Annotated in this window: 11 protein-coding genes; 4 read left to right on the plus strand and 7 right to left on the minus strand. The window is 61.5% G+C overall.

What is annotated here, in order from left to right; translation table 11 throughout:
- Nucleotides 1-201: 201 nt before the first annotated feature.
- The gene (locus AC07OF_RS23275) at nucleotides 202-1,875 is read left to right on the plus strand and encodes an AMP-binding protein (protein ID WP_157192170.1); all 1,674 of its coding nucleotides are present in this window, start codon (nucleotides 202-204) and stop codon (nucleotides 1,873-1,875) included.
- Between the two features lie 110 nt (nucleotides 1,876-1,985).
- Here AC07OF_RS23275 and AC07OF_RS23280 read toward each other — a convergent pair whose 3' ends face one another.
- Nucleotides 1,986-2,147 carry a hypothetical protein gene (locus AC07OF_RS23280; RefSeq protein ID WP_198325411.1) on the minus strand — a complete coding sequence of 54 codons (162 nt, stop codon included), beginning with the start codon at nucleotides 2,145-2,147 and terminating at the stop codon, nucleotides 1,986-1,988.
- 143 nt (nucleotides 2,148-2,290) lie between these two features.
- Here AC07OF_RS23280 and AC07OF_RS23285 point away from each other — a divergent pair, with 143 nt between their 5' ends.
- The 3 genes from AC07OF_RS23285 to glgB are packed head-to-tail and all read left to right on the plus strand — an operon-like array spanning nucleotide 2,291 to nucleotide 9,851.
- Nucleotides 2,291-4,315 carry an alpha-1,4-glucan--maltose-1-phosphate maltosyltransferase gene (locus AC07OF_RS23285; RefSeq protein WP_495073502.1) on the plus strand — a complete coding sequence of 675 codons (2,025 nt, stop codon included), beginning with the start codon at nucleotides 2,291-2,293 and terminating at the stop codon, nucleotides 4,313-4,315.
- A 13-nt stretch (nucleotides 4,316-4,328) separates the two neighbouring features.
- Nucleotides 4,329-7,640: a maltose alpha-D-glucosyltransferase gene (treS, locus tag AC07OF_RS23290; protein WP_495073503.1), complete on the plus strand. Its 3,312-nt coding sequence runs from the start codon at nucleotides 4,329-4,331 to the stop codon at nucleotides 7,638-7,640.
- Nucleotides 7,641-9,851 carry a 1,4-alpha-glucan branching protein GlgB gene (gene glgB, locus AC07OF_RS23295; protein ID WP_495073504.1) on the plus strand — a complete coding sequence of 737 codons (2,211 nt, stop codon included), beginning with the start codon at nucleotides 7,641-7,643 and terminating at the stop codon, nucleotides 9,849-9,851. It begins immediately after the preceding gene.
- A gap of 225 nt (nucleotides 9,852-10,076) precedes the next feature.
- Here glgB and AC07OF_RS23300 read toward each other — a convergent pair whose 3' ends face one another.
- The 6 genes from AC07OF_RS23300 to AC07OF_RS23325 form a co-directional block, all read right to left on the minus strand.
- The gene (locus AC07OF_RS23300; protein WP_495073505.1) at nucleotides 10,077-11,084 is read right to left on the minus strand and encodes a DUF6708 domain-containing protein; all 1,008 of its coding nucleotides are present in this window, start codon (nucleotides 11,082-11,084) and stop codon (nucleotides 10,077-10,079) included.
- Nucleotides 11,084-13,579, minus strand: coding sequence for a T6SS effector BTH_I2691 family protein (locus tag AC07OF_RS23305; protein ID WP_495073506.1), 2,496 nt, complete (start codon nucleotides 13,577-13,579; stop codon nucleotides 11,084-11,086). Before AC07OF_RS23305 ends, AC07OF_RS23300 begins: the two co-directional genes overlap by 1 nt.
- Entirely contained in the window at nucleotides 13,576-14,460 is an 885-nt protein-coding gene (locus tag AC07OF_RS23310) for a DUF4123 domain-containing protein (protein WP_495073507.1), read from the minus strand. Before AC07OF_RS23310 ends, AC07OF_RS23305 begins: the two co-directional genes overlap by 4 nt.
- Complete coding sequence (locus AC07OF_RS23315) at nucleotides 14,457-16,580, minus strand: type VI secretion system Vgr family protein (protein WP_495073508.1); 2,124 nt, start codon at nucleotides 16,578-16,580, stop codon at nucleotides 14,457-14,459. The genes AC07OF_RS23310 and AC07OF_RS23315 overlap by 4 nt, the downstream gene beginning before the upstream one ends.
- A 25-nt stretch (nucleotides 16,581-16,605) precedes the next feature.
- Nucleotides 16,606-16,863, minus strand: coding sequence for a PAAR domain-containing protein (locus AC07OF_RS23320; protein ID WP_495073509.1), 258 nt, complete (start codon nucleotides 16,861-16,863; stop codon nucleotides 16,606-16,608).
- Nucleotides 16,864-16,937: 74 nt separating this feature from the next.
- A complete protein-coding gene (locus AC07OF_RS23325) occupies nucleotides 16,938-17,450 on the minus strand; it encodes an Hcp family type VI secretion system effector (protein ID WP_495073510.1) in 513 nt (170 codons plus the stop codon).
- Between the last annotated feature and the right edge of the window lie 12 nt (nucleotides 17,451-17,462).

The raw sequence follows: 17,462 nt of genomic DNA on the forward strand, positions 1-17,462 counted from the left end.
ACCTTCTGTTGTTTATTGTTGGAGTTTCATCGCGGGGCTGTGGGAGCGGGCTTGCCCCGCGATCAGCAATCACCTTTACGTTAACGTAAACCTGAGCCGTGCGACTGTCAATCTCGCCATGACCTTTACGTTAACGTAAATATGCGCCAGAGTAAGACCCGCTTGAATCAGCTCCCAGAACAACCACAACAAGGGATCGCCATGAATCAACCGAGCTATACCCAGGGGCGTCAGGACAAGCCCTTGCTGGCCATGACTATCGGCCAGGCGTTTGACAATACCGTGTCACGTTTCGCTGATCGCGAGGCCCTGGTGGTGCGCCACCAGCAGCTGCGCTACAGCTGGCAGCAATTGGCTGACAGCGTTGACCATCACGCCCGGGCACTGATGGCCCTGGGCCTGAAGAGCGGCGATCGCCTGGGGATCTGGGCACCGAACTGCGCGCAGTGGTGCATTGCCCAGTTCGCTACAGCGAAGATCGGCGTGATCCTGGTCAACATCAACCCGGCCTACCGCACCAGCGAACTTGAGTATGTGCTCAAACAGTCAGGTTGCCAGTGGCTGATCTGCGCCGGGGCATTCAAAACCTCCGACTACCACGCCATGCTCGCTGAGTTGCTGCCCGACCTTGACGGGCAACAGCCTGGGCAACTGAGCTGCGAACGGTTGCCGGAGCTGCGCGGGCTGATCAGCCTGGATGCCGCGCCACCTGTGGGCTTTCTGCCCTGGAACGGGTTGGCGGCACTGGCCGGGCAGACCACTTTGGCCGACTACCAGGCACGTCAGCAAAGCCTGCAGTTCGATCAGCCGGTGAATATCCAGTACACCTCCGGCACCACCGGCTTCCCCAAGGGCGCGACCCTCAGCCATTACAACATCCTCAACAATGGCTACATGGTCGGGGAAAGCCTGGGCCTGAGCGAGCAGGACCGTATGGTGATCCCGGTGCCGTTGTATCACTGCTTCGGCATGGTCATGGGCAACCTGGGCTGCGTCACCCATGGCAGCACCATGATCTATCCCAATGACGCCTTCGACCCCTTGCTCACCCTCGGCACGGTCGCGGAAGAACAGGCCACCGCGCTGTATGGTGTGCCGACCATGTTCATCGCCATGCTCGACCATCCCCAGCGCGGCGATTTCGACCTGTCGAGCTTGCGCACCGGGATCATGGCCGGTGCCACTTGTCCGATCGAAGTAATGCGCCGGGTGATCGATCAGATGCACATGAGCGAGGTGCAGATTGCTTACGGCATGACTGAAACCAGCCCGGTGTCCCTGCAAACCGGCGCCGATGACGAGCTGGAACTGCGGGTGACCACGGTCGGGCGCACCCAGCCGCAGCTGGAGAGCAAGATTGTCGACGAACACGGCTGCATCGTCCCGCGTGGGCAGATGGGCGAACTGTGCACGCGCGGTTACAGCGTGATGCTTGGTTACTGGGGCAACCCGGAGGCCACCCATGAGTCCATCGACCCGGCCGGCTGGATGCACACCGGCGACCTGGCGACCATGGATGAAGCGGGTTACGTGTGCATTGCCGGGCGCAACAAGGACATGATCATTCGCGGCGGCGAGAACATCTATCCGCGTGAACTGGAGGAGTTTTTCTTCACCCACCCGGCGGTGGCGGATGTGCAGGTGATCGGCATTCCGGATGAGCGCTATGGCGAAGAGATCGTGGCCTGGATCAAGTTTCACCCCGGCCACAGCGCCAGCGAGATCGAACTGCAGCAGTGGTGCAAGAGCCGCATTGCCCACTTCAAGACCCCGCGTCACTTCCGCTTTGTCGATGAGTTTCCGATGACGGTGACCGGCAAGGTGCAGAAGTTCCGCATGCGCGAAATCAGTATCGAAGAACTCGCCAGGCGCTAAAACCGCGTATCGCCGGCAAGGCCGGCTCCCACAGGGCCCAGTGCATGCTGGTCGGCTGTGGGAGCTGGCCTTGCCAGTGATCGTGGCCACCTCGATGTAAAAATTATCCTCTACGCTTTCACTGGCGGCTCGTCGCTTGGCGGGTCGCCGACGGTGGGCGGCACGGTCGGCTTGACCGGCAATTCATCGGGCTCCTCATCCGGCACCTCAGGCGGTAATGTCGGGTCGTCTATATTCGGATCGGGCGTTTCTGCCGGGATGGGAATGTTCATGGCCTGACCTCGCAACGGGGCTGGAAATGTTCGGGTTCAGTGGTTTTCGACTGCTGGCAGGCGCAATCGCTCATTTTTTTTGAACCCCACGCTCGCCACCGGCTCTGAACTCTTACCGCCATCTGGTAACGGAGCAACGTTCGATGACCCGCGATGAGCCCTTCGAAACCGACCGCTTGGCCCCGGCAAACGATCAACCCGAGCAGGCCATCAGCCTGTCCCAGGCGCTGCTGGAACCGCGCATCGTGATCGAGAACACCCAGCCGGTGCTCGATGGCGGGCTGTTTGCGGTCAAGGCGGTGGTCGGCGAAACGATCGAGGTGAGCAGCAAGGTCTATGCCGACGGTCATGACGTGCTGGCGGTCAGGCTTAACTGGCGCCAGGCCCACAGCCGGCGTTGGCATTGCGTCCCGATGAGCTTTGTCGTCAATGACCTGTGGCAGGCACGGTTCAGCGTGAGCGAGCAGGGGCGGCACCTGTTCAGTATCGAAGCCTGGATCGATCCCTTCGCCACTTATTGCCACGATCTGGAAAAGAAATTCAACGCCGGCCTAGCCGTGCCGCTGGAGCTGCAGGAAGGCTTGCTGTTGCTCGAGCAGAATATCCAGCGCAGTCACGGCCCGCTGCGGGAACAGTTGCAGGCACTGCACCAGGCGTTGCCGGGCCTGCCAGCCGAAGAGCAGGTGGCCCGGCTGCTGCACCCTGACACCGCCGTGTTGATGAGCGAGGCCGACCATCGCACTTATTTGAGCCGCAGCCCCGAATACCCGGTGGATGTGGAGCGCCAGCAGGCGGTGTTTGCCAGCTGGTATGAGCTGTTTCCCCGCTCGATCACCGACGATCCCGAACGCCATGGCACCTTCAACGATGTCCATGAGCGCTTGCCGATGCTCCGCGACATGGGCTTTGACGTGCTGTACTTCCCACCGATCCATCCGATCGGCATGCGCTACCGCAAGGGCCGCAACAATGCCCTGGAGGCCGAGCCGGATGACCCGGGCAGCCCTTATGCGATCGGCAGCGAAGAGGGTGGGCATGAGGCGATCCATCCGCAGCTGGGCAGTCGCGAGGATTTTCGCCGGCTGGTCGCCGCCGCTGCCGAGCACGGCCTGGAGATAGCCCTGGACTTCGCCATCCAGTGCTCCCAGGACCACCCCTGGCTCAAGGAGCACCCGGGGTGGTTCTCCTGGCGTCCGGACGGCAGCATTCGCTACGCGGAAAACCCGCCGAAAAAGTACCAGGACATCGTCAATGTCGACTTCTATGCCGCAGAAGCCGTGCCGTCGTTGTGGCTGGCCCTGCGCGATGTCGTGCTGGGCTGGGTGCAGGAAGGGGTGAAGATGTTCCGGGTCGACAACCCGCACACCAAGCCGCTGCCGTTCTGGCACTGGATGATCGCCAACATCCGCAGCCGGCACCCCGAGGTGATTTTCCTCGCCGAGGCCTTTACCAAACCGGCAATGATGGCGCGCCTGGGCAAGGTCGGTTACTCCCAGAGCTATAGCTATTTCACCTGGCGCAACACCAAGGCCGAACTGCAAAGCTACTTCGAAGAACTCAACCAGCCGCCGTGGTGCTACTGCTACCGGCCGAACTTCTTCGTCAACACCCCGGACATCAATCCGTTTTTCCTGCATGAATCCGGCCGCGCCGGTTTTCTCATCCGCGCCGCCCTGGCGACCATGGGCTCGGGGTTATGGGGCATGTATTCAGGCTTTGAACTGTGCGAGGCGACACCGATCCCGGGCAAGGAGGAGTACCTGGATTCGGAGAAGTACCAGATCCGCCCGCGGGACTTCAGCCAGCCTGGCAACATCATCGCCGAGATCGCCCAACTCAACCGTATCCGCCGCCAGAACCCGGCGTTGCAGACGCACCTGGGCGTGGCCTTCTACAACGCCTGGAACGACAACATCCTGTACTTCGGCAAGCGCACCGCCGCACGCGACAACTTCATCCTGATTGCCGTCAGCCTCGACCCGCACAACGCCCAGGAAGCGCATTTCGAATTGCCGCTGTGGGAGCTGGGCCTGGATGACAACGCCGACACCTTTGGTGAAGACCTGATGACCGGCCACCGCTGGACCTGGCACGGCAAGCGCCAATGGATGCGCATCGAGCCCTGGCATTTGCCGTTTGCTGTCTGGCGTATCGAAAAAGCCCTCTAGAAAGGAGTCGACCATGGCCAAGCGAAGCCGCCCGGCAGCCTTCATCGACGACCCGTTGTGGTACAAGGACGCGATCATCTATCAGGTGCACGTCAAATCCTTCTTCGACTCGAACAACGACGGCATCGGTGATTTTCCCGGCCTGATCGCCAAGCTCGACTACATCGCCGAACTTGGGGTCAACACCCTCTGGCTGTTGCCGTTCTACCCCTCGCCGCGCCGTGACGATGGCTACGACATCGCCGAGTACAAGGCCGTGCACCCGGACTACGGCACCCTGGCCGATGTGAAGCGCTTTATCGCCGAGGCGCACAAGCGCGGCCTGCGGGTGATCACCGAACTGGTCATCAACCACACCTCCGACCAGCATCCCTGGTTCCAGAGGGCCCGGCGCGCCAGGCCCGGCAGCAAGGCCCGGGATTTCTACGTGTGGTCCGACACTGACCAGAAGTATGACGGCACGCGGATCATCTTTCTCGACACGGAGAAGTCCAACTGGACATGGGACCCGGTGGCCGGCCAGTACTTCTGGCACCGTTTCTATTCGCACCAGCCAGACCTCAACTTCGACAACCCGCAGGTGCTCAAGGCGGTGATCGAGGTGATGCGCTACTGGCTCGATCTGGGGATCGACGGCCTGCGCCTGGATGCCATCCCGTACCTGATCGAGCGCGACGGCACCAACAACGAAAACCTGCCCGAGACCCATCAGGTACTCAAGCAGATTCGCGCCGAGATCGACGCCAACTACCCCGACCGCATGCTCCTGGCCGAGGCCAACCAGTGGCCGGAAGACACCCAGCTGTATTTCGGTGAAGGGCAGGGCGACGAGTGCCATATGGCCTTTCACTTCCCGCTGATGCCGCGCATGTACATGGCCGTGGCCCAGGAAGACCGCTTTCCGATCACCGACATCCTGCGTCAGACCCCGGAGATCCCGGCCAACTGCCAATGGGCGATCTTCCTGCGCAACCACGATGAACTGACCCTGGAGATGGTCACCGACCGCGAGCGTGACTACCTGTGGAATTACTACGCCGAAGACCGCCGGGCGCGGATCAACCTGGGTATTCGCCGACGCCTGGCGCCGCTGATGCAACGTGACCGGCGGCGGGTGGAGTTGCTCAGCAGTCTGCTGCTGTCGATGCCCGGCACGCCGACCCTGTACTACGGCGACGAGATCGGCATGGGCGACAACATCTACCTGGGCGACCGCGATGGCGTACGCACGCCGATGCAGTGGTCGATCGACCGCAACGGCGGCTTCTCCCGCGCCGACCCTGCGCGCCTGGTGCTGCCACCGATCATGGACCCGCTATACGGCTTTGCCTCGGTCAATGTCGAAGCCCAGGCGCACGACCCGCATTCGCTGTTGAACTGGAACCGCCGCTTGCTGGCGGTGCGCAAACAGCAAAAGGCCTTTGGGCGCGGCAGCCTGCGCATGCTCTCGCCGAGCAACCGGCGGATTCTGGCCTACCTGCGTGAGTACACCGGCCCGGACGGCAAGCGCGAAATCATCCTCTGCGTGGCCAATGTCTCGCGTGCGGCGCAAGCCGCCGAACTCGACCTGTCGCAGTACGCCGACAGCGTGCCGGTTGAGATGCTCGGCGGCAGTGCCTTCCCGCCTATCGGCCAGTTGCCGTTCCTGCTGACCTTGGCGCCCTATGGGTTCTACTGGTTCCTGCTGGCCGCCAAGGACCAGATGCCCAGCTGGCATGTGGAACCAGCGCAGAGCCTGCCGGAGTTCACCACCCTGGTACTGAAAAAGCGCATGGAGGAGCTGCTCGAAGAGCCCGCGCGCAGCACCTTGCAAGACAGCATCCTGCCCCAGTACCTGCCCAAGCGCCGCTGGTTCGCTGGCAAGGAAACCGGTATCGAGCACGTGCAGATCGCTTACGGTGTGCGCTTTGGTACCGCCACGTACCCCGTATTACTGAGTGAGATTGAAGTCACCAGCGCCGGCCAGAACAGCCGTTACCAATTGCCCTTCGGCTTTGTCGGTGAGGACCAGATCACCAGCGCCCCCCTGCAGCAACTGGCCCTGGCACGGGTCCGGCGTGGACGCCAGGTGGGGCTGATCACCGATGGCTTCGTCCTTGAAAGCTTTATCCATGCCGTGCTGCTTGCCTGCCGGGATGCTGTCCGCCTGCCGTGCGCTGAAGGTGAACTGCGCTTTCACGCCACCGAACAACTGGCAGCCCTGAACCTGGCCGACGATGCCCAGGTGCGCTACCTCTCTGCCGAACAGTCCAACAGCTCGGTGGTGGTCGGCGGCAGCCTGGTGCTCAAGCTGATTCGGCGGATCAACCCCGGGGTACACCCGGAGCTGGAGATGAGCGCCTACCTGACCGCTGCCGGGTTCGGCAATATCTCGCCGTTGCTGGGCTGGGTGAGCCGGGTGGACAGCCAGCAGCAGCCGCATTTGCTGATGATCGCCCAAGGCTATCTGAGCAATCAGGGCGATGCCTGGGACTGGAGCCAGAACAACCTCGAACGCGCCATTCGTGACGAACTGGAGCCCGCAAACGCGGTGCAGGAAGGCCACACCAATGCCTTGCAGGACCTGGCCGGTTTTGCCGCCATGCTCGGCCAGCGTCTGGGTGAAATGCACCTGTTGCTGGCGGCGCCGAGCAAAGACCCGGCGTTCCGGCCGCGGCCCAGCACCGCGCGTGACTGCCAGGCCTGGGGCAAACACATCGGCGCCCAGCTGAGCCGCGCCCTGGAGCTGTTGCAGACGCACCGGGCGGAGCTGGACAGCGACAGCCAGGCGCTGGTCGACGAGCTTGTGCAGCAACGTCAGGACCTGCTGGCCACTGTCGCCACCTTGAGCGCCCAGGTCCAGGGCGGGCTGTTGATGCGCGTGCACGGTGACCTGCACCTGGGGCAGGTGCTGGTGGTGCAGGGTGATGCCTACCTGATCGACTTCGAAGGTGAACCGGCCCGGCCGCTGGAAGAACGGCGTGCCAGACACAGTCCTTACAAGGATGTCAGCGGCGTGTTGCGATCCTTCGACTATGCTGCTGCCATGGTGCTGCGCAGTGCCTCCAGTGTCGACCTCTCGGACAGTGCCCGCCAGGCCCGTCAGCGAGTCGCCAGGCGTTATCTGCACCAGGCCCGACATGCCTTTGTCGAGGCCTACGGGCTGGCCACCGCGGCCATGCCTCATGCCTGGGAACATGCCGACGGCGAGCGTGCGGCACTGGAACTGTTCAGCCTGGAAAAGGCTGCCTACGAAATTCTGTATGAAGCCGAAAACCGCCCAAGTTGGTTGGCCGTGCCTTTGCATGGCCTGTATGGCCTGACAAGTACCTGGGGAGAAAGCTGAATGAATCAACGCAAGCGCGAGGAAGGCGGGCTGGATCAACGTGACATCGATGCCCTGGTCAGGGCCGAGCATGCTGACCCGTTCGCTGTGCTTGGCCCGCACCCTGATGGTGCAGGCGGCCAGTTTGTCCGCGCCTATTTGCCCAATGCCTTGAGCGTGCAGGCCCTGGCCCGTGACGACGGGCGGCTGCTGGGTGAGCTGGAGCAGCAACCGGTGCCGGGCCTGTTCATTGCCCATCTGCCTGAGCAGCAACCCTATGTGCTGCGGATTCAGTGGGCCAGCGGTGAGCAGGTCACCGAAGACACCTATAGCTTCGGCCCGTTGCTGGGGGACATGGACCTGTACCTGTTCGCCGAGGGCAACCACCGTGACCTCGCCGCCAGCATGGGCGCGCAGCCGCTGCTGATCGACGGTATCGAGGGTGTGCGTTTTTCCGTGTGGGCGCCCAACGCCCGGCGGGTGTCGGTGGTCGGCGATTTCAACAACTGGGACGGCCGTCGCCATCCGATGCGCCTGCGCCATAGCGCGGGTGTCTGGGAACTGTTCGTACCGCGCCTGCAGGCCGGGGAGGCCTACAAGTACGAAGTGCTGGGGCGCGAAGGCATTCTGCCACTCAAGGCCGATCCGCTGGCACGGGCCAGCGAACTGCCGCCGAGCACGGCGTCAAAGGTCGCCGGCCCGCTGGCCTATGACTGGCAGGACCAGCAGTGGATGCAGGAACGTGGGGACCGCCAGGCCACCACTGCGCCGCTGTCGATCTACGAATTGCACGCCGGCTCCTGGCAATGCGAAGTGGACGACACCGGCGAAGTGGCGCGCTTCTACAACTGGCGCGAACTGGCCGAACGCCTGGTGCCCTACATCCAGAAAACCGGCTTCACCCATATCGAGCTGATGCCGATCATGGAGCACCCCTTCGGCGGCTCCTGGGGCTACCAGCCGCTGTCGCTGTTCGCGCCTACCGCGCGCTATGGCTCGGCCGAAGACTTCGCCGCTTTCGTCGATGCCTGCCACCAGGCGCAGATCGGCGTGATCCTCGACTGGGTGCCGGCGCATTTCCCCACCGACAGCCATGGCCTGGCGCGTTTCGACGGCACCGCTTTGTATGAATACGAGAACCCGCTGGAAGGCTTTCACCAGGATTGGGACACCCTGATCTACAACCTCGGACGTACCGAAGTGCACGGCTTCATGCTGGCCTCGGCGCTGCACTGGCTCAAACACTTTCATATCGACGGCCTGCGCGTCGATGCCGTGGCCTCGATGCTTTACCGTGATTACTCGCGCAAGGCAGGCGAATGGGTGCCCAACCGCCACGGTGGACGCGAGAACCTGGAAGCCATCGATTTCCTCCGCCACCTCAACGACGTCGTTGCCATCGAAGCGCCGGGTGCGCTGATGATCGCTGAAGAGTCCACGGCCTGGCCCGGCGTCAGCCAGCCGACCCAGCAGGGCGGCCTGGGTTTTAACTACAAGTGGAACATGGGCTGGATGCACGACACCCTGCACTACATCCAGAACGACCCGATCCACCGCACCTACCACCACAACGAAATGAGCTTCGGCCTGATCTATGCCTATTCCGAGCATTTCATCCTGCCGATCTCCCACGATGAAGTGGTGCATGGCAAGCATTCGCTGATCGACAAAATGCCCGGTGACCGCTGGCAGAAGTTCGCCAACCTGCGCGCGTACCTGACCTTCATGTGGGCGCATCCGGGCAAGAAACTGCTGTTCATGGGCTGCGAGTTCGGCCAGTGGCGCGAGTGGAACCATGACAACGAGCTGGACTGGTACCTGCTCAAGTACCCCGAGCACCTGGGGGTTCAACGCTTGGTCGGTGACCTCAACCGGCTGTACCGCGAAGAGCGCGCCTTGCATGAACAGGATTGCGTGCCGCAAGGCTTCCAGTGGCTGATCGGCGACGATGCGCACAATAGCGTGTATGCCTGGTTGCGCTGGAGTGCCAGTGGCGAACCGTTGCTGGTGGTGGCCAATTTCACCCCGGTGCCGCGGGAGGGGTATCGCATCGGGGTGCCGTTCGGTGAGCGTTGGGTCGAGGTGCTCAACAGCGATGCCGAAGGGTATGCCGGGTCCAACTACGGCAACCTCGGGGAAGTGGCGAGTGAGGCGGTGGCCAGTCATGGGCAGCCGTTGTCGCTGGGGTTGAATCTGCCGCCGTTGGGGGTGTTGATCTTGCGGCCGCATTAAGCGGCCGGCATCTGTCCAGGGTGGGAGCGGGCTTGCCCCGCGATGAAAAACAGAGTCGTCGGCCCCTGATCGCTGTTCGGCGCCGTCATAGTCGTGCTGTTCGATAAAGGTCGACGCGAGTGGCGGGTGCTCTTGTTCGGCCCAAAGGGAGGTTTTGGGCAACCAGGGCGTGTTTCCCGTCCTTTGTCCTTTGTCCTTTGTCCTTTGGCCATTACAAAAAATGCATCAGCTAGTCACCTTGGCGTCTTTCCCCGCCTCTTCGATGGCGCGAGGAAACTTCGGCTCATAGCACAGCAGCAGGGAAATCCAATGCCCGATGGCGTGGATCGTGATCAACGGCAGCAGCAGGCTGTAGACCAGCACGAATATCCATAGTTGCGGTGTTTTGAAAAAGCGACTGTCCAACTGCCAGACAGCCATGAACGAGCGCCAGGGCCAGGGGAACTTACCGATCAGTTTTTGCGGTTTGGGGGCGGCTTCGGGGCCTTCTTCCATGTAGCGCCGGATGTACTCCCAGAACGCTAGCAGCTCCGAGCCATTGCGGGTGGGTTTGCCTACCATGGTGATCTCGAAGTCGTCCTTGAGATTGCCGTCGGCGTCGCGGACGGAGTTCGTTTCTTTGTTCCAGCCCAGCATCACGAAGCCGCCGACACCGTCCAGTTCAGACATGTTGGGATCGATGCACACCTCGGCGGTGTCCCAGTCCAGCGCGACAACACCGCCCAAGTGTTTGGGGCGAAGTAGGTAGACCTTGCGGGTGATACGGTTGAAGCGGACGATCAGGCGTCGGGCAGTGAAGGCTTCGAGTCGTAGGTAGGGTAAGACATATTTGATGTAGTAATAAAGAGCGACTACAGGGATTGCTGGAGCTATTCCTATAGAAAGATAGCCAAGGGCTTCCAGTCGTTCCTCACTCCCGGTGAAAAGAGCGAAGTAATGTATTCCAGCATAGTAGAGTGTTGTAGCTAGCATGGAAATAAACAGCATGCCGACAGAGCCAGCTATTAGTGTAATAAGCCCTCGCTTTTCGTCATTTGGGGTGCGCACGTCAATATAGGTGTTGGTGTGTGCGTAGAGTGACGTGTTGTCATATGTTGTTTCGGAGACTTTTTGTGATGTGTGGATAGGAGGTAACTCCTTACCGTTTTTTTTTCGTTTTTCAGTTTCTCTTGCTAATTTGTCGTAGTCTGCTGTTGCGCGCCCTTCGAAAAATAGCCACTCAAAAAAATACATCAGAGGGTCGCCTCGATCGCTTTGTGAAGGTTTTTCAGCTCCTGTTCTTCGGTGTTAGGTGTGCCATTTCCCCTGTCTTTGCGGAAGGTGCTGTGACGCAAGTAATGCTGCAGGGCATCCGGCAGGAGCAGTTCAATTGTCACGGTTGTGATGAAAATAATAACGTTTATCCTTATGCACCAGCGAAGCATGAAAGCCATTTTGAGTGCGAGCTGAGACGACGCTTTATAGGTGGAGTGCAGGAAATTATTCCGGCCATAAGTTTGAGTTAGGCGTTCGAGATAGGGCCCGGCTGCCGCTAAGCCAATGGCTGTTGAAAACACCGCAGCGCCACCTTGGGCGGTAGCTCGTATCAAGTAGATGAGAAATATAGAGTAATTCTTGTTTTGCAGTGATGTATTGGCGTCCTTAAAATCAAGGACCGCCCCGGCAGCGCTGGCCCCTGCAGCCAATACCCCCGCCATCAACTTCATCTGACTGCCCAGCAACCGCCCAGCCTGGCTCACTGCCTGGTTACGACTGCCTTCCGCCAAACCGACCGCCACCGCGCCCAGCTCCAACCCGGCCGCCGATACCGCCACCATCGCCGCTGTCAGCTCGATGTATTCACGGCTGCCCTTGTCGGTTTTTTCCGCCTTGAGCTTCAGGTTCCACAATTCCAGCAACGCTAGGGTAGTGCCGACCCGTACCTCCAAGCGACCGCCGGCAGCGCCTGGCGTCAGCGCATCGCTGAAACTCTTGTTGACCGCCTTGGCGACCTTGTTTCTAGCCCCCGCACTCAGCGGCGTGTTGCGCTTCTCGAACTGCAGTTCTGCCCCCAGCTTGCCCAGCCGTGCCTTGAGCACCAGGGCCAGGCTGGTGTTCATCGGCCCATCCAGCAGTGCGGCCGGGCGGCTCTGCAGCAGGCAGGTGCCGAAGGTGTTGAGCAGCAGCACGGCGCCGCTCAGACGAATGGAAGTGGGTGGGTCATTGATGTCGACAACGCTGACGAGGGCGTGGGCTTTGTCGTAGATGGCTGCGAGGGCCTTGATCAGCCCCTGCTGCTGAGCGTCATCCAGGCCCGGCAAGTCTGAGCGTTGCGCCAGCAGCCGGTTGATCTGCTCGAGGGCACTTTTTTGGTTCTGCGCCAGGCCGCGCCAGAACCAGTTGTGCGCGCTGTCGCTGTCGCTCCACAGCGCAATTTGCGCATCGCCCGGCGCAGTACTGTTCATGCCCGCCACCGCCACTCCCAGTTGGGCTTCGAACAGCAAGCCGTTGGCGCTGTCGGCGCGGTCATAGCAGGCAAACGCCTCGAACAGCGCCAGGCTGTTGAGCCAGAGCAAGTGGTCGGCGGCGCGCTGATCCTTGATTGCGTCGGCCTGTTGCGCCGCGGCGTCAAACTCGGCCATGAAGGCGTCGAGGCGGGTCTGGTCAACGGAGGGAGCGTACTTGTTGTTCCAGCTGTCTTGCCGCGCTTGCTCGATTTCCGCCTGCTGTCGATGCTGTTGCTCGGCCGGGTTGCGAAAGCTTCGATAGCTGCCTGCCGAGGCCATCGCCATATGGGCATTACCGCTGGCGTACTCGCGGTCGGTGTAGCGCACGCCGAGGGAGTTGGCGTGCGCGGTGTAACGCTGTTCGGCCTGCTCGGCGAGGGTGACCCTGAGGTTGTCAAGGGCAAAGGCAATCGTGTGTTTGCGCTGGTTGCTGATGCCTTCGCGGTCGGTCTGCTGCATGAAGGCATCCAGTTGCTCGACGCTCTGATTGCGCCAGGCATTGAGCTCCTGGGTGATGCCAATCGGATCGTCGAGCACCACGCCAAAGCCTTGGGCGTCCCGGCTGCTGGCGGCAAGCCTGGAAGCCACTCCGGACAGCGGCGAGAAGCCTGCGGGTGGGGGAAACAGCTGATCGGTCAGGCTGGCCAGCAGTGGCCTGGAACTCAGGGCCTTGAGATCGGCGACGCGCTCGTCAAGCACGGAAACGTCGAGGACGTGCTCGGAAAACAGGCAGGTCTGGATCAACTGGCGAATATCCAGCTTGCGCAGGGTGTCGCGCAGACGCGGGTCATCGCGGATCTCGGCGAGCATGCGCGGGGTCAGCAGATCGGGGGTGAACAGCAGGCGGGCTTCAAGGACGTCTTCGGGATCGGCAATACGGATAACCAGGTCGCCAAAGTCCGGGACGCTGGCGTAGGCCGGCCGCTGTGCAGGCGCAGGCCACAGAGTTTTGCACAGGCCGCTGCTGTAGGTCTGATAGGCGCCTTCACAGGTCCAGTCCTGTTGTAGGCGTTGGGTAAAGACATACAGGTAACCGGCGCGTATCGCACGCACGGTGTACTGGGCCGAGGATAAGGCGAGGTCTGCTGGCAGGTGCGCTGGCGGCGCCGGGGCGCCTTGGGCGTTGCCGATCACCGCATAGCGCAGGGGCAGGATGGACACCGAGCGCTTGCAGGTGACAAACGCGCTGCGGGGTTCGGTGCTGTAGGTTTTTTCTGCGATCTCGGTAAGCCAGTCCTTCATGGGCGCTTTCCTCCAACATTGAAGAGATCCTTAAGACGTCCTTCACCGCTGACGGCGCGTTGCAGGGCGGCGTGCCAATGCGGATGGGCCTCTAAGCGTTCGGGACGGTGTTGCAGGTTGAAGCCAACAAAGGCGACCAGGTCGGGATGTTCAGTCAGCCCGACATCTTTCGCTTTGCTCAGCAGTGACTCAATCAGCGCCAGACGCACGCCATTGCATGTGCTGTCGAACAGCGAGGGCGATTGTTGGCTGAGCACGTCCAGAAGCTGGTGGGGCAGAATGTCGCCGTCCAGTAACTGGCATAACGTGTCGTTCATAACCAATCGCGTGGCAACGGCAGGCGGGGTCGGTACGGCAGAGCCGGTGAAACGAAACAACTGCTCCTGATGTGGGGTTGCGCCGCGCACCCACCAGGAAACAATGGGTGAGAACAGCCACTTGCTCCACGGCCTGGGTGCATGGCGCAACAGAACGCGGAACACGCGGTCATCGTAGAAACGCAGCAAGTAGCGCTCACCGCTTTCTGTATAGGAAAAGCTGGCCTGGCTCAGATGTTGAGCCAGCTCTGCGGGTGCCAACGTGCTGGTGATCCAGGCAATGATCGTGTTGCTGTCGTAACGATGGAGGTTGTCGAACAACCGGTTGAGGATATGGCGAGCGGGCAGTCTGGCGGCAATCAGATGGGGGCCCAATGCTTTGATGTTTTCAAGGTTGGGGTTGAGGAATATGGGATGTAACTCAAGCCCCGAGTTCTCGGTCAGTTCCTTCCGAATGTTGTCCGGCAGCGTCGCCATGTCGACCAGCGCGACCGCATGGCGTGAGCCGGGTGGAACGTGTGCCATGTCAACGGCGATGGCGTTGGTAATCTGCTGGGCTATCATGCGTCCATCCTCATCAGTGCTTTGCCCTGAAGCGCAGCTTTGATCCAGCAGCTCACACAGATAGGTTCGCCGGTAGCGGCCGCGCCGCTTGGGCCGAGGGCGTTACCTTGACCTGTAGCGATTTGTTCAGTGCTGCCTTCCAGGAAAATGCCAACACCCTTTAGGGTGATGCCCTTTTCATCCAGAGTGATGCTGCCGCCCGGACCTCGAAGTACCAGGCTCTGCTGGGTGTCGAGTTGGTAGACTGCGGTCGTTGTCTTTATGTGTTGGGTAACGCTGGTTTGCTGGTAGCCCTTGATGATCTGTTCAGCGTTACCGCCAATCTCCATGCGGTGGTCAACGGCAATGCTGTCATGGCGATGATTGCCGATGGTTTCCAGACGATCTTTGGCGATGGCGATCTGGTGATTGCGGCCAAGGATCTGGATGCGATCGCGACCCACCTCCAGGTGTTGATCCTGACCAATGTCGATTCGCTCATCGTTGCCTACCCGTTCGTTGCGGTCATGACCGATGTCGATTTGCTCATCCCGGATTACTTGCTCACTACGGTCATTACCAACAAACACCCCATGGTTGTGCTTGATATGCACGTTCTTGTCTTTCTCGGCATGAATGAACACCTCTTCCTGCCCCAGCTCATCCTCAAAACGCAGCTCATTGAAACCACGCCCTTTATGGCTGCGGCTCTTGATGGTCATACGTGTCTTGTGTTTCGGCAGTTCATACGGCGGCAGGTTGGTTTCGCGGTAGGCGCGGCCGGTGGCGATGGGTTGGTCGGGGTCGCCGTCGAGGTAGCTGATGATCAGTTCCTGGCCGACCCGAGGGATGGCCATCGCCCCCCATAAGGTCCCGGCCCAGCCCTGAGCGACGCGGATCCAGCAGGAGCTGTGGTCGTCCTGGTTGCTGTCGCGGTCCCAGGGAAAGCTGACTTTGACCCGGCCCCATTTGTCGCAGTAGATCTCCTCGCCCGGTGGACCCACCACGGTAGCGATCTGCGGGCCGTCGATGCAGGGTTTGGCCGGCAGCAACGCTTTCCAGTCGGCGGTCCAGCGGATGGCGCTGGCGCTGAGGTGGTAAGCGGTGCCGCTGTCGCTGGCGAAGGCTTCTTCGAGCAGGCTGCTGTGCTGTTTGCCGGTGTGTGTGACGGCGATGGTGCGCCAGCGGTCGTTGAGGTCATCACGGGGGTGCTCGCTGAGCTCGAAGGCCAGGCCGGGCTGCAGACGGGCGTCGTCACCTTCGAGCTGGGCCATGCGTGCGTCGCTGCGCAGGGCGGTCAGGCGGGTCTGGGTGAACGGTTTGCCGCTGGCATCGCGTTTGTAGCGGCCAGGGTAGTCGTAGCGTTCGTAGTCCTTGTGCTGGTTGCCCAGCTCGCGGCCGCCATCGGCACTGTGCTGCTGGAAGTAGCGCGGGTGGGTGAAGGTGTAGTCGCGTTGCACCTGGCGCGCGCTGCGCACTTGCTCGGTGTAGTGGAAACGGTGCAGGGCCGGCTCGGCGCTGTCGCCGCCAGGCATGGGGTGATAGCGCACCGGGCAGTGTTCATGGCTGCCGATGGTGCCGAGGCCGCCGACGCGGTCGGTGAGGACCAGGGTGTGGCCGTCGGCGCGGTGTTCGAAGCGGTAGAGCAGGCCTTCCTCGGCAGCCAGGCGGGCGATGAAGTCGAGGTCGGTTTCCCCGGCCTGGACGCAGTATTCGCGCGGTTGGTGGTCGAAACAGATGGCCGTCTGGACATCGGTCAGGCGCTGGTCCTTGAGCACCACGAGGATGATCTCTGGGACCGTCTGGCTCTGGAAGATCCGCCAGTTGGAGCGCAAACCGGCGCGGGCCAGGGTCGGCTCGACCACGGCGCGGTAGCGGGTGCGCTGGAAACCGGTGTCGCCCTGGCTGAACAGGCTGACCAGGCCGTGGACGTAACGTACCGGCGTTTCGCCCCGCCAAAGGGTCAGCAGCGCAGGCAAATCCAGGACCCGGTTGAAGTCGATGGCCGGGTCATGGCTGGCCAGTTCCAGGTTGAGGATGAAGGGCTGGGAAAGGCCCTCTTCGAGGGTGAATTCGATGACTTCGAAGGCATCGCCTTGCACGGGCTCGAAGGTAAAGCGCAGGTCGCTTTGGCGGGGCATGGGCAGACTCCTAGTCAGGGGTGGGTTAATCGACCATCCAGCTGGAGTCGCCGTTTTCCAGAGTACCGTTGTGGTCGGTGACATCACCAACCCGAGCAACCGGTTGCCCTTCGACGGACATCGACGGTGAGCCACTGGTGATGGTGGCGCCGCAGGTGAGTGTGTCGCCGACGCGCGCGACGGCGCGGCCGTTGACCTTGAAGCTGGTCGCTCCGCTGTTAACGGTTGTCGGGCCGCACGATGGGCAGAGATGGTCGTGACCGACCAGAACGATGGCAGGCATAAGGCCTCCTGATGAGATTCAAGCAAGTGGGGTTCCGCCACCGGAACCGCGGGGTGGCGGAATGTCGGGTGTGGTTACACCGGTTTGCGCCAGTCGTCCGAGGCTTCGGTGCCCGCTACCTCATGGCTCCAGCTGACCTTGCGATAGGCCAGGCTGGTTTTGATCAGTTGCGTGTAGTTGGCGTTGTCGCTGTCCTGGGCGTGCGGCAGCACGGTGTGGATATCGACCACCGTGGCGTCCTCGAGCTTGGTGGTGAAGAAGTGTTCCTGTTTGCCATCTACCGAGGTGCGGAACCATTTCACCTCCACCGTCGGCAGCATTTCGCCGGTGGCCAGGGCTTGGTAGAGCATCGGCGAGGCCTTGCTCAAAGCGCTGGTGAAGATCAGCGGTTTATGCACGCGCTGTCCCGAAGGCTGGCCGCTTTGTGGGTCGGTCGGGGTGGTGATCTGGTGATCGATTTCCTGGGCGAGGATTTCGTCTTCATGGCCCTCGACGTAGACGTTACCGACCGAGTCAGCGGTGAAGGCACCCTTGGTAATGTGGCCCTGGGTTTTACCGTGGATGCTGATGTACGCAGGTGTTGGCATGACAAGCTCCTT

It is taken from the genome of Pseudomonas sp. GW821-FHT10B02 (genome assembly GCF_059415665.1).